This window comes from Curtobacterium sp. AB451, assembly GCF_050585845.1.
In the GTDB taxonomy this organism is placed as follows: Bacteria; Actinomycetota; Actinomycetes; order Actinomycetales; family Microbacteriaceae; genus Curtobacterium.
The window spans coordinates 442,681-464,726 of sequence record NZ_JBOBQG010000003.1; the positions used below are offsets into that span (position 1 = coordinate 442,681).

Here is a 22,046-nt window from a genome sequence, read left to right on the forward strand (position 1 = left end):
GTGCGGAACCCCCTGCTCGACTCCCCCGTGTCCCGGGCGGGCTGGGCGTTCGCGACCGCGGTCGGTCTCGTCGTCGGCGTCCCGCTGTCCACCGGGGAGGTGCGGGTCGTCGACGGGCTGATCGTCTGCACCGGGCTGCCGCGGTGGGTCTTCCGCCGTGGTGGCACCTGCGTGGGGTCGGTGTACCTGACGCGGGACAACGACGGCGAACGGGTCCTGCGGCACGAGCGGGTGCACGTCGACCAGTGGCGGCGCTACGGGATGCTCATGCCCCTCGTGTACGCGCTGGCGGGGCGGGACCCCCTGCGGAACCGGTTCGAGATCGAGGCCGGGCTCGAGGACGGCAACTACCGCTGACGCGCCCGCGCCGTGCCCGCGCCCCCGCCCCGCCCCCGCCTCCGCGAGCGGGCGAAATACGTCCCGTTCGACGCGGGCCAGCGGCAGGTCCCGCCCGCTCGGCGGGCGCGAGCGGCATGTCGTGCCCGCTCAGCTGGCAGGCGCGGCCGGACGGGAGGCACGGCGCGAGCCCGCCCTTCGCCTCAAGTCCGGCGTCCCCTGCTCACCGGACGCGTCGGCCCGAGCGGGCGAAGTACGTCCCGTTCGACGCGGGACAGCGGCAGGTTCCGCCCGCTCGGCGGACGCGAGCCGCATGTCGTGCCTGCTCGCGCGGCGGCGCGCGGAGCCCGAGCGGGCGGGATACGTCCCGTTCGGTGAGGGCGAGCGGCAGGTTCCGCCCGCTCGGCGGACGCGAGCCGCGTGTCGCGCCCGCTCGCGCGGCGCGCGCCGCACGCCCGCGCGCGTCAGGCCGCGCGGCGCCGGGGCACCACGAGGGGCGTGCCGGTCTCGGGGTCGGTCACGACGACGCAGGGCAGCCCGAACACGTCCTCGACCAGCTCCTCGGTCACGACCGACGCCGGCGGCCCCGAGGCCACGATCGACCCGTCCCGCATCGCGATCACGTGGGTGGCGTACCGCGCCGCCTGGTTGAGGTCGTGCAGCACCGCGACGACCGTGCGACCGGCCGCGTGCAACGCCGACGCCAGTTCGAGCACGTCGTACTGGTGCGCGATGTCGAGGAACGTGGTCGGTTCGTCGAGCAGGACGATGTCGGTCTCCTGCGCGAGCACCATCGCGATCCAGACGCGTTGCCGCTGCCCGCCGGAGAGTTCGTCCACGCCGCGGTCGGCGAGCGACACGGTCGACGTCTGCTCGAGTGCGGCCTGCACGGCACGGCGGTCCGACCCCGAGGACGGGTGCAGCAGGTCCTGGTGCGGGAAGCGCCCGCGGGACACGAGGTCGCGGACGGTGATGCCGTCCGGCGCGATCGGCGTCTGCGGGAGCATCCCGATGCGGCGCGCGACGGCCTTGGGGCGGAGCGACGAGATCGGGGCCCCGTCGAGGTACACCGTGCCCGCCGTCGGCTTGAGCGTCCGGGCGAACGACTTCAGCAGCGTCGACTTTCCGCACGCGTTCGGCCCGACGATGACGGTGAGCTCACCGTCCGGGATGTCGACGTCGAGCGCCGACACCACCACGCGGTCGTCGTACGCGAGCGTCAGCCCCCGGGCCCCGAGCGCGGTCGCCGGCACAGACGACGCAGGCCCGGCACCGTCGACGGAAGGGCTCAATTCTCGGCCTTGCCGTGCCGCCAGTACCCCATGAACGCGACCTGTTCCCGGTCGAGCCCGACCCCGCGCACGAGGTGGCGTCGGAGTTCCTTCACGCAGCCGGCCTCACCCGCGATCCAGGCGTACACGGGCCGCGACGCCTCGGCATCGGGGACGTCCCACAGCACCTGCTCGTCGACGTCCACGTCCTGCAGGTCCGTTCCGTCGCCGCCGCACGCGGGCCCGGCGGCGACCGTCGATGCCCAGGCGTGCACGTGGTCGGTCATCCGGACGCCGTGCGAGGCACCGTTCCGAGCGATCCAGCGGACCTCGACGCCGGCGGGCGCGGACACCGGCAGCCGGTCGGCGTCGGTCGGGACCTCGATGAAGACGTGGCCGACGGTGGCGACGTCGAGCGCCTCGAGGATGGCGCAGATGGCGGGGGCGGCGGTCTCGTCACCGGCGAGCAGGATCCGGTCCGCGGCGCCGGGGTCGAACTCGGCCGCGCCGGTCGGGAGCTCGGCGGGCGACGACGGCACGGCGGGCCCCACGATGCGGAGTTCGTCGCCGACCCGGCACGCCGAGACCCAGCGCGAGGCGGGTCCGGTGTCGCCGTGCGCGACGAAGTCGATGTCGAGCTCGCGGGCGTCCGGCCGGAACGACCGGACCGTGTAGGTGCGCAGCGGGTTCCGGATCGCGTCCGGCAGGGCACGCCAGGCCCCGTACCAGTCCTCGCCGTCGGGCAGGTCGGTGAAGCCGTGGCCGGGGATCGGCAGCACGATCTTGATGCGCTGGTCGAGACCGACCGACGAGAACTCGGCGAGGACGTCGCCCGTCAGGGTCACCCGGACGAAGTGCGGGGTGAGCGACGTGACGGCCGCCACGCGGACGGAGAAGACACGGTACCGGGCTGCCACGACCCAAGTATGGCATGCCTTACCTAAGAGCCCCAAGGGTCCGCACGGTGCGAGGATCGTCCCCGTGCCCGATGCCGACGACGAATTCCACGACCTGGCCGACCTCGCTCGCGCGAGCGGCGTGACGGCGCCGATGCGCGCCTCCAGGCAGGTGGTCCGCACCACCGCCGGACAGGAGATCGCCGCGATCCGGTGGGACACGGCGGACGGTCGGGAGGCGCGGATCACCTACCTGCACGGGCTCGGCATCGACGCGCACAGCTTCGACCAGACCGCGCTCGCCGTCGGCGAGCCGGCGGTCGCCGTCGACCTCCCCGGCCACGGCCGGTCCGGGTGGCGCGAGGACGCGGACTACGGTGCCGGTGCCACGGCGCCGGACGTCCTCGCGGCCCTCCGGGCGCTCGACGTCCCGCCCGGGATCGTCGTCGGCCACTCCCTCGGCGCGATCCTCGCCGCCCGGCTCGCCGCGACCGCCCCAGAGCGCGTCACCGGTCTCGTCCTGGTCGACATGTCGCCGGACTTCGCCCAGCGGGCCGTCGACCGGATCGCCCGTGCCCTCGAGGACGAGGAGCCGTTCACGTCGCTCGACCAGGTGGTCGAGCGTGCCGTCGAGGCCCGGGTCGGGGACGACCGTCAGGTGCTCCTCCGCGAGGCCCGGCACACCACGAGGCTCGGCGCGGACGGCCGGCTCGTCCGGCGCCACCACTTCCCGCACCTGCCCGCCGGACGCACCTCGTCGGTGGGGCGCTTCGCGGACGCGTGGCCCGACCTCGAGGCCCTCGACGTGCCGGTGCTGCTCGTCCGGGGCGATCGCGGGTACGTGTCCCCGAAGCTGCACACGCAGTTCGCCGAGCGCCTGCCCGAGGCCGAGATCGTCACGGTCACGGCCCGGCACGCCGTCCAGAACCAGGCACCCCTCGAACTGGCCGCAGCGATCCGGGCATGGGCGGAAGGTAACGGTTTGTTGCATCCGATCGAACAACCGTCGCCGGAGCACCCCGGCCGCCGCTAACCTCGTGCAAGCGCGCGCGACGACCGTCGCCACCGCGCCGGAAGGAACCCACCACCCATGAGTCCGCTCCCCGCCCGCAGCACCGCACGTCTCGGCCGCGCGGTCGTCGCCGCCACCGCGGTCGTCGTCGCTTCGGCCCTCGTGCTGACCGGATGCTCCGGATCCTCGACGGAGAACGGCGGCACCGACGCCACCGTCCGCGTCGGCCTCGTCCTCGAACCCACCAGCCTCGACATCCGCACGCAGTCCGGTGCCGCCCTCGACCAGGTGCTCATCGACAACGTCTACCAGGGGCTCGTCGGCCGCACGGCGGACGGCGGCGTCCGCGACGTGCTGGCGTCGAAGCACGCGGTGTCGGACGACGGCCTGACGTACACGTTCACACTGCGCGACGGCACCACCTTCCAGGACGGCAAGGACGTCACCGCCGCCGACGTCGTCTGGTCGCTGCAGCAGGTCAAGTCGAACGCGTCGTACGTCGACTCCGCGCAGCTCGCGAACGTGACGTCGATCACCTCGCCGTCCTCCGGTGTGGTGGAGCTCAAGCTCGCCAAGCCCGACTCCGACCTGCTCTGGAACCTGACCGGGCGCGCCGGCCTCGTGCTCGAGAAAGCCGCGAAGAACGACCTGTCCGACTCCGCCAACGGCACCGGCCCGTACGAGGTCGCGAGCTGGAAGCAGGGCGACTCGCTGACCTTCGCGCGGAACGCCGACTACTGGGGCACCAAGGCGAAGGTCGCGAAGGTCGTCTTCCGCTACATCACCCAGCCGTCCACCGCGGTGAACGCCATGGCGAACGGCGACCTCGACGTGCAGACCTCCGTCGACGGCACGCTGAAGAGCCAGCTGGAGAACAGCTCGGACATCTCGCTGCACACCGGCAAGACGACCGACAAGTACACGCTCGCGTTCAACGACCAGAAGGCGCCCTTCACCGACAAGCGCGTCCGTCAGGCGATCCGTCAGGCGATCGACGCCAAGGCGATCATCAAGGCGATCGGCGGCACCGGTGTCGAGCAGGGCGGTCCGATCCCGGAGCTCGACCCGGGCTACCAGGACCTCACCGACATCGACGCGTACGACCCCGAGAACGCGAAGAAGCTCCTGGCCGAGTCAGGGCACCCGAAGCTCGACCTCACGCTGACGTACGCGAACATCTACTCCGCCACGATCGGCGACGTGCTGAAGTCCCAGCTCGCCGACGTCGGCATCACGCTGACGGTCAAGCGGGTCGACTTCGCCACGTGGCTGTCGCAGGTGTTCGAGGCGCCGAAGAGCGGCACCCGCGACTTCGACCTGTCGATGGTGAACCACGTCGAGGCGCGCGACTTCGGCAACTGGGCGAACCCGGACTACTACTTCGGGTACGACAACGCCGAGGTGCAGTCGCTCTACGCCGACTCGGTCGCCGCGACCGACCAGGCCACCAAGGTCGCCGACCTGCAGAAGGCGGCGAAGATCGTCAGCGAGGACGCGGCCGGCGAGTGGCTCTACACGGCGACGTCGATCACGGCCGTCCGGAAGGGCGTCACCGGGTTTCCCTACGACGGCACGAACTCGCGCCTCGACCTGTCGAAGCTCGCCGTCAAGTGATCCTGGCAGGGACCACGGTTCCCGGAGCGCCGGTGTCGTGACCCGGTTCCTGATCGGGCGGGTGCTCCTGCTCGTCGTCGGCCTGCTGGTGGCCAGCGTCATCATCTTCGCCACGCTCCGGGTGCTCCCGGGGGACGTGGCGCAGATCGTCGCGGGCACGCAGGCGTCGCCGGCGCAGGTCGCCGAGCTCCGACAGCAGCTCGGGCTCGACCGACCGGTCGTCGTGCAGTACCTCGACTGGATCGGCGGGCTCCTCCGCGGCGACCTCGGCCGGTCGCTCGTCACCGACGGGCAGGTCGCACCCGAGATCGCCCAGAAGCTCGGCGTCACGCTGCCGCTCGCGGGCATGTCCCTCGTCGCCGCGCTCGTCATCGGGGTGCCGCTCGGCGTGCTCGCGGCGGTGCTCCGTCGGCGTCCGGGCGGCGCCGTGATCGCGTTCCTGGCGCAGGCGGTCGCCTCGATCCCGATCGTCTGGGCCGGCATGCTCCTCGTGGCGCTGTTCGCCGTGACGCTGCACTGGCTGCCGACGCAGGGCTTCCCGCTCGACGGGTGGGACGAGCCCGGACGGGCGTTCGCGGCGCTCGTGCTGCCCGCGCTGACGATCGGCGCCGTCGAGGGTGCCGTGATCCTGCGGTTCACCCGGTCGGCGACGCTCAGCGTGCTCGACGCCGACCACGTCCGGACGGCCGCGGCGATCGGGCTCACCCGCACGCAGGCGCTGCTCCGCCACGGGCTCCCCTCGGTGGCCCTGACGGTGCTGGCCGTGCTCGGTGTGCAGATCGCCGGCCTGCTCGTCGGGGCAGTCGTCGTCGAACAGCTCTTCTCGCTCCCCGGCGTCGGCAGGATGCTCGTCACCGACGTCGGCCGACGGGACGTCACGAAGGTGCAGTCGGAGCTGCTCGTGCTCACCGGGCTGGTGCTGCTCGTGGGCTTCGCCGTCGACGTGGTGCACCGCACGCTCGACCCCCGCCAGCGCGAGGTGTCCGGATGAACGGGGTGTCCGCGTGATCCGCCGACTCGTCGCCCGACCGACCGGGGTCTTCGCCGTGGTCGTCCTCGGCCTGCTCCTCGTCCTCGCCGCGGTGTCGCTCGTCTGGACGCCGCAGGACCCCTTCCGCGCCGACCCCTTCCACCAGTGGGAACCACCGAGCCCGGCGCACTGGTTCGGCACCGACGCCTCCGGTCGGGACATCGCGAGCTACCTGCTCGCCGGCACCCGCACGACCGTGCTCGTCGCGGTGGGCTCCGGCGTGATCGCGAGCGTCGTCGGCATGGTCCTCACCGCGATCGGCTCGCTCACCGCGCGCTGGGTCCGCGAGGGCACCGCGGTCCTGCTCGACATCCTCGTGGCGTTCCCGACCCTCCTGACCGCGATGCTCCTCACCGCGATCGCCGGCGGGTCGCTCGGCGTCGTGATCGTCAGCGTCGGCCTGTCCTTCGGCGTGACGATCGCCCGGGTCGCCCGCGGGGAGATCCGCCGCATCGCCCGGAGCGACTACGTCACCGCGGCGCGGGCGTCGGGCGTCGGCGGTGCCGGGGTGTTGTTCCGCCACCTCGTGCCGAACGCGGCGCCCCTGTTCACCGTGCAGCTGTCGCTCGCGATGGCGACCGCCGTCCTCGCCGAGGCCGGCCTGTCGTACCTCGGCTACGGCGCCGGCTCGAACACGGCCTCGTGGGGCAGCCTGCTGTCCGACCTGCAGACGTACATCGGCGTGCACCCGTGGAGCGCGACCTGGCCCGGTGCGGCGATCGCCCTGGTCGTCGCGGCCCTGTCGCTGCTCGGAGACGCCGTCCGCGACGCGACCGACCCGCGCCTGACCACGAGCGACCGTGCGGCCGGTGGTGCGGCGACGCCCCGCACGCCGGACGACCCGACGCCGACGAGCACGGGGGTGACCGCATGAGCGACGCGACCACGTCGGGCACCCGAGCCTCCGGGCTCGAGGTGCGCGGACTGACGGTCCGCATCGACCGTCGGACGATCCTCGACGACGTGACGTTCACCGTGCCTCCCGGCCGTCGCGTCGGCGTCATCGGCGCATCCGGGTCGGGCAAGTCGATGACCTCGCTCGCCCTGATGGGTCTCGAGCCCGCGGGGGCGAGCGTCACGGGCAGCATCCGGCTCGACGGCACCGAGCTCGTCGGCCTGCCCGACCGTGAGCGGGCCCGCCACCGCGGCGCCGGCATCGGGATGGTCTTCCAGGAACCCGGCACCGCGCTCGACCCGCTCCGTCGCGTCGGCGCGCAGATCGCGGAACCGCTGCGGCTGCACCGCGGGCTCGACCGAAGCGCGGCAGCGGCAGGGGCGCTCGACCTGGCGGTCCGGGTCGGGTTGCCGGACCCCGAGTCGCTCGTGCGGCAGTACCCGCACCAGCTGTCCGGTGGGCAGCGGCAGCGGATCTGCATCGCGATGGCGATGGCGGGACAGCCGTCCTACCTCGTCGCCGACGAACCCACCACCGCGCTCGACGTCACGACCGAGGCGCGCATCCTCGAGCTGTTCGAGGGCCTCACCGCGGGCATGGTGTTCGTCACGCACGACCTCGCCGTCCTCGCACGGATCGCCGACACCGCGGTGGTCCTCGACGCCGGCCGGGTCGTCGAGCAGGGCTCGGTCGCCGGACTCCTCGCGGCGCCGCAGCACCCCGCGACGGCCGCGCTCGTCGACGCCGCCCGCGCCACCGCCCGCCGTGCCCCACGGACCGGAGACTCCGCATGACCGACGTCCTGCACGCCGAGGGCCTGCACCGCACCTACCGACTCCCCCGCCGCGGCCCGTTCGAGCCAGGCCCCGTCCGGACCGCGGTCGACGGGGTCGACCTGTCCGTCGCGCCCGGCGCGCGTCTCGGGATCGTCGGCGAGTCCGGTTCCGGCAAGTCGACGTTGGTGCGGCTGCTCGCCGGCCTGGAGGCGCCTTCCGCCGGCACCGTGACCGCGTCCGGTCGTCCGGTGGTGGCGTCCGCATCAGCGGCCGCGATGCGCTGGTTCCGTCGCGAGACCGGGGTGGTCTTCCAGGACCCGTACGCCTCGCTCGACCCGCGGATGCGCGTCGGTGCGATCGTGGCGGAACCGCTCCGGGCGCTGCGGATCGACGGCGACCACCGCGAGCTGGTCCGTGACGTCCTGGAGCGGGTCGACCTGCCCGCCGACGCCGTCGACCGGTACCCGCACGAGTTCTCCGGCGGGCAGCGCCAGCGCATCGCGATCGCACGAGCGGTGGTGCACTCCCCGCGGATCCTGTTCGGCGACGAACCGATGAGCGCCCTCGACGTCGTGGTGCGGGCCCGCGTCATCGACCTGTTCCGGTCGCTTGCCGACGACCTCGGGCTGACCCTGGTGCTGGTGTCGCACGACATCGGCGTGGTGCAGCGGCTGTGCGACACCGTGGCGGTGATGTCCGCGGGGCGGATCGTCGAGCACGGGCCGGTGTCCCTGCTCGACGCGCCGGAGCACCCGGTGACCCGGGCCCTGGTGGAGGCGGCGCCGACGCTGCCGTAGCGCTGGGTTGTGGTGCGTCGTCGGGTGCGGACTCGGAACGACATCGTCGACGTCGTACGACAGCGACGATGTCGTTCCCCCGCGCGCGCAACCGTTGCGGACGCGCAGGAGCGACATCTCCGACGTCGTACGACCACGACGATGTCGCACCGGCTCGGCGCCCCGACGGGCTCGGCGCCCCCGACGGGCTCGCCGCCCCCGACTGGCTCGCCGCCCCCGAGGGGCTCGCCGTCCCCGAGGGGCTCGACGCACGCCAGCGCCCGGCGCCGTCCGCTCAGGCGGTCCAGGCCGCCGGGTGCCGCCGCTGCCACCGGAGCCGCCGCTCGAGCTGCGCGCCGATCGCCAGGAGCACCCGCTCGCCACCGGGACGCCCGATGAGCTGCACACCCATCGGCAGTCCGGCGCCGTCCGGGTGCTCCTCGTCCGTCACCCCGACGGGCAGCGTGATCGCCGGCAGTCCGGCCACGTTCGCCATCGACGTCCACGGTGAGTACGCGCACTGGCGGCGGAAGTCCTCCTCGGGGTCGTCCCCGTACCAGCCGAGCGGCCGCGGCGTGAGCGCGAGGGTCGGCGTGAGGACAGCGTCGAACCGGTCGAACGTGCCGATGAGTGCGGCCGAGAACGTGTCGAGCGCCGTCATCGCGTCGAGCACCTGCGTGCCGGTCAGGGTGCGGCCGCGGTCGACGAGCCACGACACCAGGGGCGTCAACTCCGTCAGGTCGATCCCGGGGACCATCGGCAACCGGGCGGCGCTCGACTCCCACGCCACCCGGAACGCGTCGGCGTAGGGCGCCCGGGGCATCCGGACGTCCTCGACACCGTGTCCGACCTCGCCGAGCACCCGGACGGCGGTCTCGACGGCGGCGCGTGCCGCGGGGTCGACCACCACGTCGACGGTGTCGTCCCACGGGGAGCCCTCGAGCAGTCCGACGACGAAGCGCCCCTCACCCCGGACGGCCGCGGCGGTGAACGGTCCCTCGCCGACGTCGGGCGTGACGAGCGCGTACGGGTGCGGCTCCGGGAGTCCGGTCGGCGCCACGAGCGCGTCGAGCAGCATGCCCGCGTCCGCGACCGTCCGCGTGATCGGGCCCGCGACGGACAGGCCGCCGACGCCCGAGCGTCCGGGCATCGACGGCACACGCCCGCGGCTCGGCTTGAGCCCCACGAGCCCGGTCGCCGCGGCCGGGATCCGGACCGATCCGCCGCCGTCCGTGCCGACAGCGGCCGGCAGGAGTCCGGCGGCGACGGCGACCGCCGCGCCGCTCGACGACCCGCCGGGCGCGCGGCTCGTGTCGTACGGGTTCCGGGTCACGCCGAAGCGGGTCTCGGAGGACGACGACATCCCGAACTCGGGCGACGCGGTCTTGCCGAGGCTCACGGCGCCGGCGGCGTCGAGCGCCGCGACGAGCGGGTGGTCGACGGGCGCGGGACGCTCGGGCAGGCTCGTGGTGCCGTGCCGTGTCCGGACCCCGGCACGGTCGTACAGGTCCTTGTCAGCAGACGGGAGCCCCCACAGCGGTCGGGACGTCGGGACGCGGTGACCGAGGTGCTCGGCACGGTCGCGTGCGGCGTCGGCGGTGACCGTCACGAAGGCGCCGAGCGCCGGATCGAGCCGGGCGATCCGCGCCAGGTAGTGCTCGGTGACCTCGAGGGCGGTGGCGTCGCCCCGTCGGATCCAGTCCCAGAGTTCCTGCGCGGTGAGGTGGTGGAGTTCGAACACGAGACCCCAGCCTAGGCGGGGCCGGAAATTCACCTGAACGTTCATTCAGTGACGTGTCCCTCGTTCGGGGGCCGATCGGGCGGCATCCACGAGCCGCCCTCATCCCGAGCCTGGACGATCCACCGGCGGACTGCGGACCGGACGGGTTACGGTTCCGCGTCGCACCACCAACCTCAGGAGGAACAGGGCCACGTGTTGACCAGGGACAACGACAGGGAACTCCACGGGGGGCAGGGGGAAAACAGGGGGAAGGGGCGTCGCAGGGGCGCTCGCGAACAGAACGGACGGATCAGGACGCGGCGGGTCGTCGCCGGCATGGCGATCGTCGCGGGCGGAGCCCTCGTGCTCGGGCTCACGCAGCACGCGAACGAGACCGATGCCGCGACCAGAGGAGCGGCCACGGCACGGTCGGCGACCGGGACGCCGACCAGCGAGCCCTCGGCCACGAGCACCGCGCACGCCACCCCGACGGCTGCTCCGTGGACGGCGTCACCGTCGGCGTCGTCGTCGACCGCGTCGGCTCGGATCACCGCACGACCGACGCCGACCGCCACCGCCACCGCCACGTCGGCAGCCGCCGCTCAGGCCGCCACCGCGACTGACTCGACGTCGGTGCCGCGGGGCGACGTCACGTCGAACGGGCGGACGTGGAAGCAGTCGTACGCCGATGACTTCACGACCGACGCCGGCCTCGGCAGCGTTCTCAGCGCCTACCCGCGGCTCGGGGCGTACTCGGGCTACAGCGACACCAGCGGACGCGGGTACTACGCGCCGGACAAGGTGCTCAGCGTGTCGAACGGGAACCTCGACTTCTGGCTGCACTCCGAGGACGGGCAGCCGCTCGTCGCCACGGTGTTGCCGGACGACTACCAGCCGCACACGACGGGCCGCGTGTCGATCCGGTACAAGACCACGAACACCGAGGGCTACAAGTTCGTCGGGATGCTCTGGCCGAGCAGCAACGACTGGAACGAGGGCGAGATCGACTGGCCCGAGGGCGACCTCGGCAGCACGGTCCGACCGGCGTCCGCGATCCCGGGCACGCTGCGCAACGGCATGATGACGTTCGACAGCTCGATCCAGCAGCACTCGGCGTCGACGCAGAGCAGCGGCTACCACGTCGCGACCACCGAGTGGGACCACGGCGCGGTCCGGTTCTACTGGGACGGCGCGCTCGTCTCGACGACGCACAGCGCGGTCCCGACGGAGCCGATGCGCGTGACGCTGCAGGCGGAGACCGCCATCGGCGGCGAGGTGCCGGCGTCCGCGAGCGGCCACGTCGACATCGACTGGGTCTCGATCTGGGACTGACGGAGTGCTGACGGGAGGCGCGGTGCCAGCTGGCACCGCGCCTCCCGTCATGTGGTCCCGCGTCCACGGCGGTGCATCCTTTCGGAGGAACCCCGCGGAGTGCGTCCCTCCGTCGGTCGTCCGGGGGCAGCGCCGTTCGTAGCGTCGTCGCCATGACGATCAGCACCGAAGACCGGCACACCACCGGCACACGCGCAGCCCGTCGGACGGGGATCGGCGGCGTCGTCGCACGGCACCCGCTCGCCGCGTTCGCCACCCTCGCCCTCGGCCTCAGCTGGCTGGCGTGGATCCCCTACGTCCTGTCGCCGCACGGCCTCGGCGTCTGGGACCTGCACTTCCCCGAGTTCCTCGGCACCGCGCAGTTCACCGGCGTCCTGCCGGGGGCGCTGCTCGGCCCGCTCGGCGGCGCCTTCCTCGTCACCGCGATCGCGGACGGCCGACCCGGTCTCCGCCGCTGGGTCGGTCGGCTCTGGCGCTGGCGGGTCGCCTGGTACTGGTACGCCCTCGCCCTCGTCGGCGTGCCCGCGCTCATCGTCGCCACCGGGCTGCCCTTCGCGGGCGGTCAGGTGCAGGCGCCGAGTGCGCTCGCGCTGCTCGCCCTCGTGCCCGGGCTCGTCGTGCAGCTGTTCTCCACCGGACTGTCCGAGGAGCCCGGCTGGCGCGACTTCGCCCTGCCCCGGCTGCAGGAGCGGTTCGGCCCGCTCGGTGCCGCGGCCGTCCTCGGTCCGCTGTGGGCGCTCTGGCACATGCCGCTCTACCTCAGCGACTGGGGCGGCTGGCCGGACGCGCACTGGACGGAGCCGCTCGTCTTCGCCCTCTTCACGATCACCTTCAACGTGGTCATGACGTGGGTGTTCAACCGCACGGGCGAGAGCCTGCCGGTCGCCCTGCTGCTGCACGTCGGCGTCAACAACACCATCTCGACGCTCTGGGCCGACATGTACCCGGGGATGACGGCCGGGACGATGATGCACGGCCTCGCGATCGTGTCGACCGTCGCGGCGCTCGTCCTGCTCGTGGCGACACGGGGGCGGCTCGGCTCCCCCGGCGGCGGACGCGGCGGTCGCGGCGGGATCGCAACCGGCGCCGACACCGACACCGACGGCAGCACCGGGACCGGGACCGCCGCCGTCGGCACGCCTCGACTCGTAGGATCGAACGATGGCACCCGCTGACGCGCCCGACCGACGCGACGCACGCGGCGTGCCCGTCCGACGAGGCCGCGGGACCGACCTGCTCGTCGCCGCCGGCACCGCCGTGGTCACGCTCGGGCTCCTGCTCGGCCTGCCGCCGCTCGACGCCCTCGACCCGGACACCGCGGGCACCTCGGGCACCGGCCCCGGGTTCCCCGACGTCGGCGGGACGGCGTGGACCCTCCTCGCGATCGCCCTGGTCGCCCAGTCGGCCGTGCTGCTCGGCGCCCGCCGGGCGCCCCGCTCCGTGCTGCTGGTGGTCGGCGCCCTGCCGATCCTCCTCGCCCTCGTGGCACCGAGCAGCGCGTACGGCCTCACCGCGCTGCCCGTCGTCGTGGCCGTCGTGCTCGCCACGCTCCGGATCCCGCTGCCCCGGCTCTGGCCGGCGGTCACCGCATCCGCCGTCCTCGTGGCGATCGGGACCGGGGCCTCGTCGGCCGTCGGCTCCGGCGGGGTGCGCAGCGGCCTGGCGTCCGGGCTCGGAGCCGCGGCCGGTCAGGGCGTGCTGCAGGCGGTCGGAGCGGTCGCCCTCCCCCTCGTCGTGACGCTCGTCGTCCGGTCCCGCCGCGAGCTCCGCGCAGCCCGTCGTGCCGAGACGGACGCCCGGAGTGCCGAGGCGGACGCCCGCAGCGCAGCGGCCGACGCCCGGAGCGCGGCAGCCGACGCGCGCAGCGCCGAAGCCGCCGCCGTCGCTCGGGAGCAGGACGCCCGCGTCGAGGCCGCCGTGTCGCGCGAGCGCGCCGCCATGGCCCGGGAACTCCACGACATCGCCGCCCACCACCTGTCCGGGATCGCCCTGATGTCGGCCGTCGTCGACCGCCAGATCGACACCGATCCGGACGGCGCGCACGAGGGCGTCCGGCAGGTGCGGGAGCAGAGCACGGCCGTCCTCGAGGACCTCCGGCGCCTCGTCGGACTCCTCCGCGACGACTCCCCCGCCGAGACCGCGGTCGAGACCGTCGCCGGCATCGTCGACCTGGTCGAGCACGCCCGACTGCGGAGCGCCGTGACCCTCGCCGTCCTGCCGGGCGAGCACCCGCTGGCGGACGGCATCGGCCCGCTCACCCAGCTCGTCGCCTACCGCACCGTGCAGGAGGCGCTTGCCAACGTCGCCCTGCACGCCGCCGGTGGGCCGTGCACGGTCACCGTCGACGACCGCGACCCCGACCAGCTGACGGTCCGCGTCGAGAACGGGGTGCCCACCGCACCGTCCGCCGGCAGCTCGCCCGCGGGTGGGAACGGACTGCGTGGCATGCGCGAGCGGGCAGAACTGGTCGGGGCGCGCCTCCAGGTCGGTCCCACCGGAGACGGTGGCTGGACGGTCGAGCTGGTGACGGGCCGGGAGGCACGGCCCGACGCCGACGCGTCGGCCGACGCTCCGGAGGTGGCCGGGTGATCCGGGTGCTCGTGGCGGACGACCAGCCGCTGGTGCGAGCCGGCGTCACCGCGCTGCTGTCCGCCGAACCGGACATCGAGGTCGTCGCGGTCGCCGCCGACGGCGGTGAGGCGCTCGCGCTCGCCCGGAGCACCCGGCCCGACGTCGCCTGCCTCGACATCCGGATGCCGGTGCGGAACGGCATCGAGGTCACGCGCGAACTCTGCGGCCCCGGGGCGGACCCGGCGGTCCCGGTGCTCGTGCTCACCACGTTCGACCTCGACGACCTCGTGTTCGGGGCGCTCGAGGCGGGTGCGTCCGGCTTCCTGCTGAAGGACGCCGAGCCGGACGTCATCGTCGGTGCCGTGCGGCAGGTCGCGGCGGGCAACGGCACCATCGACCAGGCGCTCACCCGACGGGTGCTGCGCGAGTTCGTCGCTCGGCGGAGCCTGCAGCCGGTGTCCGGTGACCGGGCGGACGAGGTCCTCACCGCTCGCGAGCGCGACGTCCTCCTGCTGCTCGCCCAGGGGATGTCGAACGAGGAGATCGCCGCCGCGCTCGTCGTCGAGGTGTCCACGGTGAAGTCGCACCTCGCCCGGATGCTGCCGAAGCTCGGGGTGCGCTCGCGCCTGCAGGCGGTCGTCTGGGCGTACCAGAACCGGATCGTGACGGTGCCGGACGGGTCGTGACGGGCTCGGTGCGTCGGCGTGCGCGTGCGTTGTTCGTGCGCGGGCGCGTGTGCGCGCGCGGTCGCGTGCGCGTGCGGTCTGCGGTGGTGCTCAGGCGCGGCGGCGGTACCGGATGTGGGTCGTGAGCGGCGAGTGCAGGACGTCGACCGGCACGAAGTCGAACGTCTCGGCGCCGTCCTCGAAGATCCGCTCCCCGGAGCCGAGCAGCACCGGGGCGATGTCGAGTGTGAGCTCGTCGACGACGCCCGCGGCGAGCGCCTGGCGAACCGTCGCGGCACCGCCGGCGATGTCGACACCGGCGTCGCCGGCCGCCTCGACGGCTCGGGCGTAGGCGGCGTCGAAGCCGTCGGTGACGAAGTGGAAGGTCGTGCCGCCGTCGAGCGCGATCGGGTCGTGTGCGGCGTGCGAGAGGACGAAGACCGGGGCGTGGTACGGCGGTTCGTCACCCCACCAGCCCGTCCAGTCGTCCGGTCGCTCGTGGCGGGGCGGTCCGAACATGTTCTGACCCATCACGTACGCGCCGCGGGGACGCATGAGCCACCCGGCGGCGGTGCGGTCCGCCTCACCGACGTCGGCGCCGGGCATGTGCCAGGTGTGCAGCTCGCCGCCCCGGCGTCCGAGTGGCTGGTCGAGCCCCTGGTCCGGCCCGGCGACGAACCCGTCGAGGGAGATCGACATGTGGCAGGTGGTGTCGGTCATCGGGTCGCTTCCGTTCTGGGGATCAGGCTCGGGGCTCAGGCTCCGTCGAGGGCTCCGGCTCCGACGTGTTCGGCGAGCACGTCCCGCACCGTCGTCCAGCCCTCTGCACCGTACCGCTCGTCGTCGACGTGGTGCAGCGTGGCCTCGCCGCTGAACATGCTGACGAAGTACTGCATGCCCTGCCACGCCGGGAACGGTTCGTCGTCGCCGGCCTTCGACAGGCGTCGTCCGACCCGGGCCATCGCCGAGAGCGTCGACGCGGTTCCCGCCCACTGCAGCCGGAAGGGCCTGCCGGTGAGCCGGGACATCGTGTCGGCGATGCTCCGCGAGGTCACCCGGTCCCCCGCGACCTCGACGAACCGCGGTGCGTCGGGGTCGAGCGCGACGAGCGCCGTGGTGCGGGCGACGTCGTCCTTCGTGGTGAAGTCGAGCACCTGGTCGGCCGAGGACCAGTAGAGCACCCGCTGCCGGTCGAACAGGATGAGCGGTGCTTGCCCGGTGAGCATGTCGGTGAACGCGCCGTTCAGCACCGAGGTGGCCCGGATGCGGGCGGCATCGAGGTCGGCGGCGAACTCGCGCCGGAGCTCGAAGTTCCGGTTCGTCCCCGGGGTGATCGAGCGGTAGTCGGCTGCGTAGTCCGACGGGATGAACCGCTCGACACCGGCGTCCACCGCTGCCCGGAGCAGCGCACGCTGCGCATCGACGATGACCAAGCGCGTGCCGCTCACCGCGGACACGACGACCTCGACCCCGGCGAGCGCCGCCGTCAGGGCGGCGTGGTCTCCGTAGTCGGCCCGGACCACCTCGACGTGGTCGTCGCCCTCGTTCGGTGGGGTCGCCGTGGATCCGGGCCGGGTCAGGACCCGGACGTGGGTGTCGTGCCGCCGGAGTGCCCGGACGATGCGTCCGCCGAGGTCACCGGTCGCGCCGGCGACGAGGACGGTGGTGGTCACGCCTTCTCGACGTCGGAGAAGAGCCCGGTGAACGTCGCTCCGGTGGCGCCGAGCTGGCCGAAGAAGGCGCCCGCTTCCTCGCCGGCGACCGCTTTCGACGCGTCGTCGTAGGAGTCGAAGTACAGGTCGAGCGTCCGGTGGGCCGGGGTGGGCGTGCCGTCCTCCTTCGGCCAGACCTTGCCGGCTTCGAGACGGCGGAGCTCCGGCAGGGCGCCGGCTGCTTCCTCGAGCGCGGGGTAGGCCTGCTCGAAGGCGGCGGGGTCGGCCGGGTTGTCGATGATGAGGGTGATCTTGGTCGTCATGGGGCCAGTGTTCTCCCTGGTCGCTGTCGCCGTCCGAGGGAACGTCGATGTCGACGGACTCAGAACTTGTCGCCACCCCGGCTCACGAGTCTCGGCGACCTCGCCCGTGTCTCTCGATTCGACCAAACATCCTGTCGCAATGCCGACAGCTCTGCGGCGGTCCCGATAGTCGAAAGGCAGGCGGACTCTTCCCCGGCGCCGTCCCGCTGGGTACCGTGGCCGCATGGACTGCTTCGCGAGCTGGCGCACGCGCTACTGAAGGGACGGCCCCGGCCGTCGCTCTCCTCCACCCCGATGACGGGCGTGGAGCCTTCCGACAGCTCACGAAAGAAGCGCACCATGCACATCCGCGACTGCACCCCGCTCGACCTTCCCGCGCTGACCGACTTGACGATCGAGGTCTTTCGGCCGCTTCTCGCCGGCTCGCTCGTTCAACTTCGACCCGACGTGACCGCGCACGACCACGGACGCTGGGAAGACGACTACCGCCACGAGGTCCCGTCCTTGCTCGCTCCCCACGAGGGTCGGTTCATCACTCTTGCGGAAGAACACGGCAAGCCCCTCGGATACGTCGGCTGGAACACCACGGGCGATTTGTCCGGACGGCTAGAGATGGTCGCTGTCCACCCGGACGCTCGACGTCGAGGAGTCGCACGAGCCCTTTGCTCGACCGTTCTGAACAGCCTCGACCAGCTCGGAGTGACCGTCGTGCACATCGGGACCGGTGGTGACGAGTTCCACGCGCCGGCGCGAGCGCTGTACGAATCCCTTGGTTTCATCCCGTACCCAACTGTCGACTACGCCCGGGCAATGGGAACTAGGCCGGGAGGATCGCGCTCATCGGTCCTTCCGGCCTGTCCAATGACGTCTCGATAGCCAATCGGCGACCGGACGCTCGACCGATGAGCAGCAGGAAGCCTCTGTCGGGCGTCCGGTAGACCACGGCGGATCAGTATGTTCCGGGCAGCGTGCTTCGGATTGATGGGCTTGACTCGAGGTCATGGGTGCACGCGACGATCAACCGACCGGATGGGGTTGGGCGCGCTTCTGGTTCTTGACTGCGGTCGCCGTCGCCGTCGGCCTGATGCTCGTCGGCGGTGCAGTGATCGCAGCTCAGGGACGCCTCGTCGGAGGCGACGATGGAGCCGACTGCATCACGAACCCCGCTGCTGTCGGTGCGGTAGTCAGTGAAGGGGTCGGCGTCAGCGTCACCCCGTCGTACTGGCCGCTCGGTACCGACTGCACGCTCTCCGGCCCGTCTGGTCAACACGTGACAATCCCTGAGGCAGACTGGGCGATGACGGCCGTGGCAATGATCGGCGCCGCTCTCGCCGTCGCGCCCGTCGCTCTCCTGCCCCTTACTCGGCGAAGCGCCTCCCGCTCACCCGTTCAATAGCCGATCGGCAGCCGGACTCGGCAGCGTCGCGCACGCGGGTCTCTGGCTACGACCGAGGTCACTGCATCGCTGAGGCGTTCCTACTCGCGCTTGCTCCCGGCAGTCTCCGTCTCACACAGCTGGTCCGCGATCTATTGCGAGGAGGTGCGTCATGCGGACTTGTCACGCGAGCTGCCCGGTCCTGGCCTGACGGGAAGGACCGTGGCGACACCCGCCCGCGCGACGGCGGCAAGTTGCGTGCGAAGGAGACACGTTATTTGCACGGCGACAGTCGTCGCCGCGCGTGGCTCGTCTCCCTCGGACGACCGCCGCGGATCGGATGCGCATGCTGCCAGTCCACCATGCGCCGGCTCGATGCGTCAGAACCTCCGACGACTGATGACCCATCGCGACGCTTCGTCCTCCTCTGGGTGGCGCCTGTGCGCGGGACGTGGGCGAGCCACCAGGATGGACCGGACCACGCGAGCGCGTCGGTCGGAGAGGACAGAGTGTCGGACGACATCAGCAATGCCGGACTGCAGCCCATGATCGAGCGAGCCGGGCGGATCACCGCCGACGAGGCAGAGTCGCTCGACGTTGCGTGGAAGGCCGACGAAGGCATCCTGCTGCCGGAACCGAGTGCATCCCTCGCGATCCAGGGAGGCGCTGACGGGCGGATGGTCACGAACGCCGACCTCGTGGCCGCGTGGCAGCACGCGCTCGAGGCCGCAGGAGCAGCGGGCCGCGTCGAGGAGATCGAGGCCGCGCAGCAGGCCGGACGCGCGGTGCGACACTCGGATGCGCGCCTCCGCGACCGGGCGGGCGCCGAGGAGGCGGTCCGATCCGCGGTGCTCGCCGCCGGGGTCCGTGACCTCGTCTCGGACGACGAGTACGCGACATTGACGGCCGCCTGGCGGAAGGTGCTCGGGGACGTCTGACCGGTCGGCCGCTCGGAGGCCTCGACCGCCGGCGTCGAACCGTCAGGGGCGGGCGACGCCGCTGAAGTCCGGTGAGCCGTCCGGCGCCGCTGGCAGCGGCGTCCCGTCGACGTAGCGCGGCCAGGCGAGCGCGCGGGCTCCGTCCGGTCGACGTTCGTAGAGCAGACCGTCGCTGCCCGCGACCGTCACGGCCGTGGCTTCAGGGGTCGACGTGCCGTCCGCGGTGGTCGACCGGGTCACCTCGGCTCGGGACATCCCGTGGCCGGCGGACGGCTCGGACGCCGCCGCGGGACCGGCTGGACCGGGGACGCCCGACCACGCGTCGTCGATCGGGACGGCCGTACCCCGCCTGTCGAGGACGGACACCGTGGGGACGGTCTCCGCCGCGACTTCGGGCTTCGACGATCCGGCCGGCGCCGGCTGGGGCATTGTGGCTGCAGACGGCGCGGAGGACCCACCCGGCCATGCGAGGGCGGGATCGCGCGGTCGGAACAGTGCGTTGCTCAGCGGCACGACCACCGTTCCGAGCAGGTCGAGGATCACCACGACCCACACCAGTCGCCAGTACCCGCTGGCGAGGTCGAGGCCGGGAGCCAGGAGCGGCACCGACAGCAGCAGGGCGAGCAGCGCGATCACCCCGACGGTCGTCTTCGCCACGAGCTGCAGCAGCGGGGTCGGGTAGCGCCGGTGGATGACGAGGAGCAGGTGGACGTGCAGCAGCGCGAAGCGTGCGACGAACACGATGCCGACCCACTGCATGAACTGTTCGCCGACGATCCAGATCCCGTCACCGCCGAAGGGGTCGGCCGGGACGATCCAGACCTTGGCGAGGCCGGTGGCGAGCAGGTACAGGGAGACGATGATGCTCGCGAACGCGAACCTCCCGGACCGTCTCGACGACACGTCGGCGTCGTACCAGGACAGGAGCGCGAATACGACGACCACGACGACGGTCAGCAGGAGTTGCACGGCGACCCGACCGAAGTCCCCGAGGAGCACCGCGACGATGCCGACCAGTCCAGCGGCGACGACGGCACCGATGATCGTCTTGAAGACCAGGGGGCGGACCTTCGCCCACCGTGGGTCGATCGTGCCCGTCAGGACATCCGTGCTCGCCATGCGCGCCCTCCCTCACATCGGTGTCCCCGAACACTAGCGGGGGTCGATCCTCCGGGCGTGCGAGGATCCGGCCGTGGGGGAAACGAAGGTGTTGCCAGCGGACGCGCCCGAAGTCGCGGAACTCGAAGCGCAGGGCTGGCGCCTCACCGCCCGGTCGTTCGGCGCGCAACTCGACGTCGACCGGATCGACCGGCAGCGGCTGCAGTCACTCGTGGACCGCACCGCCGGCACCGGGACGACGCGGCCGCTCGGCCCCGACGACGTCGACGCGGTCCTGCGGCTCGACGCCCAGACGGCCCACGACTACCCCGGCGGCGTCGCGACCCAGCACACCCCGCTCGACCAAAGGACAGCGACCCCGACGACGACGAGGCCGGCGTTCGGAACGGTCACGCCGGACGGTGAACTCGTCGCGATGACCTTCGTCGACATGGACGGGCCCCACGCGGAGACCGACTTCACGGTCGTCCACCCCGGGCTGCGCGGCCGCGGGCTCGGACAGGCGGTCAAGGCTGCGTCGGTGCTCGCGTTGGCGGACACGGGCACGACCCGGTTCCGCACCGGCGGATCGGCGGAGAACACCGCGATCGCGGCGGCGAACGCCGCCCTCGGCTACGTCCGCGACGAGGAGTGGGTGACGCTCGCGCCGCGCCCGCGGTGAGGACGTGCGCACCGCCGGTCGGGAGGCGCGGGTCGGGCCCGCACCGCGCCTCCCGTCCGTCAGACCAGCCGCTGGGTGATGCTGCCGACCGATCCGTCGAGCAAAACGTCGGCGAGCGCGCCGTTCACCAGCGGCAGCTGCGGCGGCTGGTGGCCGGTGTCGAAGTCGAGCACCACCGGGATGCCGAGGTCACCGAGTGCTCGCCGCACGGCCTCGTCCTGGTCCAGCCGGGGCACCGCTGCGCCTTCGGTACGGCCGATGAGGAGGCCGTTCGCGTCGTCGAACCATCCGGCGAGCCGCAGCGCTGTGAGCATCCGGAGCGCACTGACGGCGTTCGACTCCGCGACCTCGAGGTACACGATCGTGCCCTCGGGCGCGTACTGCCGCGCGAAGCCGGGCACGTCGCCGTACGGGGTGCCAGCGAGCAGCGACACCGTCTCGAGGCACCCGCCGATGAGGCGTCCGCGGATCGCGACCTCGGACGCGCCGTCGAGGGCACGCCACCTGGTCGGGGTGTCGTAGGCGCCGTCGCGGTCGAGGGCCTCGTCGGCCCAGGCTCCCCACGGGCGGCTCCGGCGACGCGGGGCGCTGCGTTGCTCGATCGTCCCGCCCGGCGGGAGCGCTGCCACGTCGGTCCAGCGCGCGAACTCGGCGGGGAGCTCGTAGGGCTCGTCCATCAGGTTCGCACCGTGCAGCGTCGCGAGGCCGGTCATCGTGGTCATGGGCAGGAGCAGCGTGGAGACGTCCGACCAGCCGACGAACCAGGCACGCGAGGCGGCGAGGGTGTGCCAGTCGATCGACGCGACGAGCTCGACGGCGAGTTCCCCGCCCCAGGGCGGGAGGACCGCGTCGGCGGTCCGGAACGCGTCGTGCAGGTCGGCCACACGCTCGGCAGCAGCGGCGGGGACGAGCCCTGGGATGGTGGCGTGCGGCCGCACGTGCACGGTGAGTCCCCGTGCCGTCAGCGCGTCCACGCCGTCCTGCAGCCGGCCGTGCAGGTGCTCGGAGACGCCCATCGAGGGGGCCGGCACCTCGACGCGTCCGCCGGCGACCAGGGGCCTCGGGTAGGTGATGCCCGCCATGC

The 22,046-nt window shown here is 72.9% G+C and carries 22 protein-coding genes; 14 read left to right on the forward strand and 8 right to left on the reverse strand.

The window, feature by feature from the left end:
- Positions 1 to 357: a Fe-S oxidoreductase gene (locus ACQXVK_RS09040; protein WP_430853329.1), complete on the forward strand. Its 357-nt coding sequence runs from the start codon at positions 1 to 3 to the stop codon at positions 355 to 357.
- Between the two features lie 443 nt (positions 358 to 800).
- Here the strand turns inward: ACQXVK_RS09040 and ACQXVK_RS09045 are convergent, their stop codons facing one another.
- The gene (locus ACQXVK_RS09045; protein WP_430853330.1) at positions 801 to 1,628 is read right to left on the reverse strand and encodes an ABC transporter ATP-binding protein; all 828 of its coding nucleotides are present in this window, start codon (positions 1,626 to 1,628) and stop codon (positions 801 to 803) included.
- Positions 1,625 to 2,524 carry a siderophore-interacting protein gene (locus ACQXVK_RS09050; protein ID WP_430853331.1) on the reverse strand — a complete coding sequence of 300 codons (900 nt, stop codon included), beginning with the start codon at positions 2,522 to 2,524 and terminating at the stop codon, positions 1,625 to 1,627. Before ACQXVK_RS09050 ends, ACQXVK_RS09045 begins: the two co-directional genes overlap by 4 nt.
- A 64-nt stretch (positions 2,525 to 2,588) precedes the next feature.
- Here ACQXVK_RS09050 and ACQXVK_RS09055 point away from each other — a divergent pair, with 64 nt between their 5' ends.
- Genes ACQXVK_RS09055 through ACQXVK_RS09080 form a run of 6 tightly spaced genes read left to right on the forward strand, consistent with a single transcriptional unit; the run spans position 2,589 to position 8,627 of the window.
- Positions 2,589 to 3,536 (forward strand): alpha/beta fold hydrolase, encoded by a 948-nt coding sequence (locus tag ACQXVK_RS09055; protein ID WP_430853332.1) that lies wholly within the window; start codon positions 2,589 to 2,591, stop codon positions 3,534 to 3,536.
- Positions 3,537 to 3,593: 57 nt separating this feature from the next.
- Positions 3,594 to 5,129: an ABC transporter substrate-binding protein gene (locus ACQXVK_RS09060; protein WP_402263386.1), complete on the forward strand. Its 1,536-nt coding sequence runs from the start codon at positions 3,594 to 3,596 to the stop codon at positions 5,127 to 5,129.
- 37 nt (positions 5,130 to 5,166) lie between these two features.
- Entirely contained in the window at positions 5,167 to 6,120 is a 954-nt protein-coding gene (locus ACQXVK_RS09065; RefSeq protein WP_430853333.1) for an ABC transporter permease, read from the forward strand.
- A gap of 13 nt (positions 6,121 to 6,133) precedes the next feature.
- Positions 6,134 to 7,033: an ABC transporter permease gene (locus ACQXVK_RS09070; RefSeq protein ID WP_430853334.1), complete on the forward strand. Its 900-nt coding sequence runs from the start codon at positions 6,134 to 6,136 to the stop codon at positions 7,031 to 7,033.
- Entirely contained in the window at positions 7,030 to 7,848 is an 819-nt protein-coding gene (locus ACQXVK_RS09075; protein WP_430853335.1) for an ABC transporter ATP-binding protein, read from the forward strand. Before ACQXVK_RS09070 ends, ACQXVK_RS09075 begins: the two co-directional genes overlap by 4 nt.
- Positions 7,845 to 8,627: an ABC transporter ATP-binding protein gene (locus ACQXVK_RS09080; protein WP_402263396.1), complete on the forward strand. Its 783-nt coding sequence runs from the start codon at positions 7,845 to 7,847 to the stop codon at positions 8,625 to 8,627. Before ACQXVK_RS09075 ends, ACQXVK_RS09080 begins: the two co-directional genes overlap by 4 nt.
- Positions 8,628 to 8,901: 274 nt before the next feature.
- On the opposite strand, the gene ACQXVK_RS09085 is transcribed toward ACQXVK_RS09080, so the two are convergent.
- Positions 8,902 to 10,347 carry an amidase gene (locus ACQXVK_RS09085; protein WP_430853336.1) on the reverse strand — a complete coding sequence of 482 codons (1,446 nt, stop codon included), beginning with the start codon at positions 10,345 to 10,347 and terminating at the stop codon, positions 8,902 to 8,904.
- A 315-nt stretch (positions 10,348 to 10,662) separates the two neighbouring features.
- On the opposite strand from ACQXVK_RS09085, the gene ACQXVK_RS09090 reads away from it, so the two are divergent.
- The 4 genes from ACQXVK_RS09090 to ACQXVK_RS09105 all read left to right on the forward strand — a co-directional run bounded on the left by ACQXVK_RS09090 (position 10,663) and on the right by ACQXVK_RS09105 (position 14,915).
- Positions 10,663 to 11,658: a glycoside hydrolase family 16 protein gene (locus ACQXVK_RS09090; RefSeq protein ID WP_430853337.1), complete on the forward strand. Its 996-nt coding sequence runs from the start codon at positions 10,663 to 10,665 to the stop codon at positions 11,656 to 11,658.
- Between the two features lie 152 nt (positions 11,659 to 11,810).
- Positions 11,811 to 12,833, forward strand: a complete 1,023-nt coding sequence (locus ACQXVK_RS09095; RefSeq protein WP_430853338.1) for a CPBP family glutamic-type intramembrane protease — start codon at positions 11,811 to 11,813, stop codon at positions 12,831 to 12,833.
- Complete coding sequence (locus ACQXVK_RS09100) at positions 12,820 to 14,247, forward strand: sensor histidine kinase (protein WP_430853339.1); 1,428 nt, start codon at positions 12,820 to 12,822, stop codon at positions 14,245 to 14,247. Before ACQXVK_RS09095 ends, ACQXVK_RS09100 begins: the two co-directional genes overlap by 14 nt.
- The gene (locus ACQXVK_RS09105) at positions 14,244 to 14,915 is read left to right on the forward strand and encodes a response regulator (protein WP_430853340.1); all 672 of its coding nucleotides are present in this window, start codon (positions 14,244 to 14,246) and stop codon (positions 14,913 to 14,915) included. Before ACQXVK_RS09100 ends, ACQXVK_RS09105 begins: the two co-directional genes overlap by 4 nt.
- Positions 14,916 to 15,005: 90 nt before the next feature.
- On the opposite strand, the gene ACQXVK_RS09110 is transcribed toward ACQXVK_RS09105, so the two are convergent.
- From ACQXVK_RS09110 to ACQXVK_RS09120, 3 genes are read right to left on the reverse strand one after another with little or no spacing between them, the layout of a single operon-like run.
- Positions 15,006 to 15,614 carry a dihydrofolate reductase family protein gene (locus tag ACQXVK_RS09110; RefSeq protein WP_430853341.1) on the reverse strand — a complete coding sequence of 203 codons (609 nt, stop codon included), beginning with the start codon at positions 15,612 to 15,614 and terminating at the stop codon, positions 15,006 to 15,008.
- A gap of 35 nt (positions 15,615 to 15,649) precedes the next feature.
- A complete protein-coding gene (locus ACQXVK_RS09115; protein ID WP_430853342.1) occupies positions 15,650 to 16,567 on the reverse strand; it encodes an NmrA family NAD(P)-binding protein in 918 nt (305 codons plus the stop codon).
- The gene (locus ACQXVK_RS09120; RefSeq protein ID WP_430853343.1) at positions 16,564 to 16,869 is read right to left on the reverse strand and encodes an EthD family reductase; all 306 of its coding nucleotides are present in this window, start codon (positions 16,867 to 16,869) and stop codon (positions 16,564 to 16,566) included. Before ACQXVK_RS09120 ends, ACQXVK_RS09115 begins: the two co-directional genes overlap by 4 nt.
- 339 nt (positions 16,870 to 17,208) lie before the next feature.
- On the opposite strand from ACQXVK_RS09120, the gene ACQXVK_RS09125 reads away from it, so the two are divergent.
- Entirely contained in the window at positions 17,209 to 17,745 is a 537-nt protein-coding gene (locus ACQXVK_RS09125) for a GNAT family N-acetyltransferase (RefSeq protein WP_430853344.1), read from the forward strand.
- Between the two features lie 1,008 nt (positions 17,746 to 18,753).
- Complete coding sequence (locus tag ACQXVK_RS09130; RefSeq protein WP_430853345.1) at positions 18,754 to 19,182, forward strand: hypothetical protein; 429 nt, start codon at positions 18,754 to 18,756, stop codon at positions 19,180 to 19,182.
- A 42-nt stretch (positions 19,183 to 19,224) separates the two neighbouring features.
- Here ACQXVK_RS09130 and ACQXVK_RS09135 read toward each other — a convergent pair whose 3' ends face one another.
- Positions 19,225 to 20,301, reverse strand: coding sequence for a hypothetical protein (locus ACQXVK_RS09135; RefSeq protein WP_430853346.1), 1,077 nt, complete (start codon positions 20,299 to 20,301; stop codon positions 19,225 to 19,227).
- Between the two features lie 73 nt (positions 20,302 to 20,374).
- Between ACQXVK_RS09135 and ACQXVK_RS09140 the strand changes: the two genes are divergently transcribed.
- Positions 20,375 to 20,962, forward strand: coding sequence for an acetyltransferase (locus ACQXVK_RS09140; RefSeq protein WP_430853347.1), 588 nt, complete (start codon positions 20,375 to 20,377; stop codon positions 20,960 to 20,962).
- 59 nt (positions 20,963 to 21,021) lie between these two features.
- Here the strand turns inward: ACQXVK_RS09140 and ACQXVK_RS09145 are convergent, their stop codons facing one another.
- Complete coding sequence (locus ACQXVK_RS09145; protein ID WP_430853348.1) at positions 21,022 to 22,044, reverse strand: S66 family peptidase; 1,023 nt, start codon at positions 22,042 to 22,044, stop codon at positions 21,022 to 21,024.
- Positions 22,045 to 22,046 lie beyond the last annotated feature (2 nt).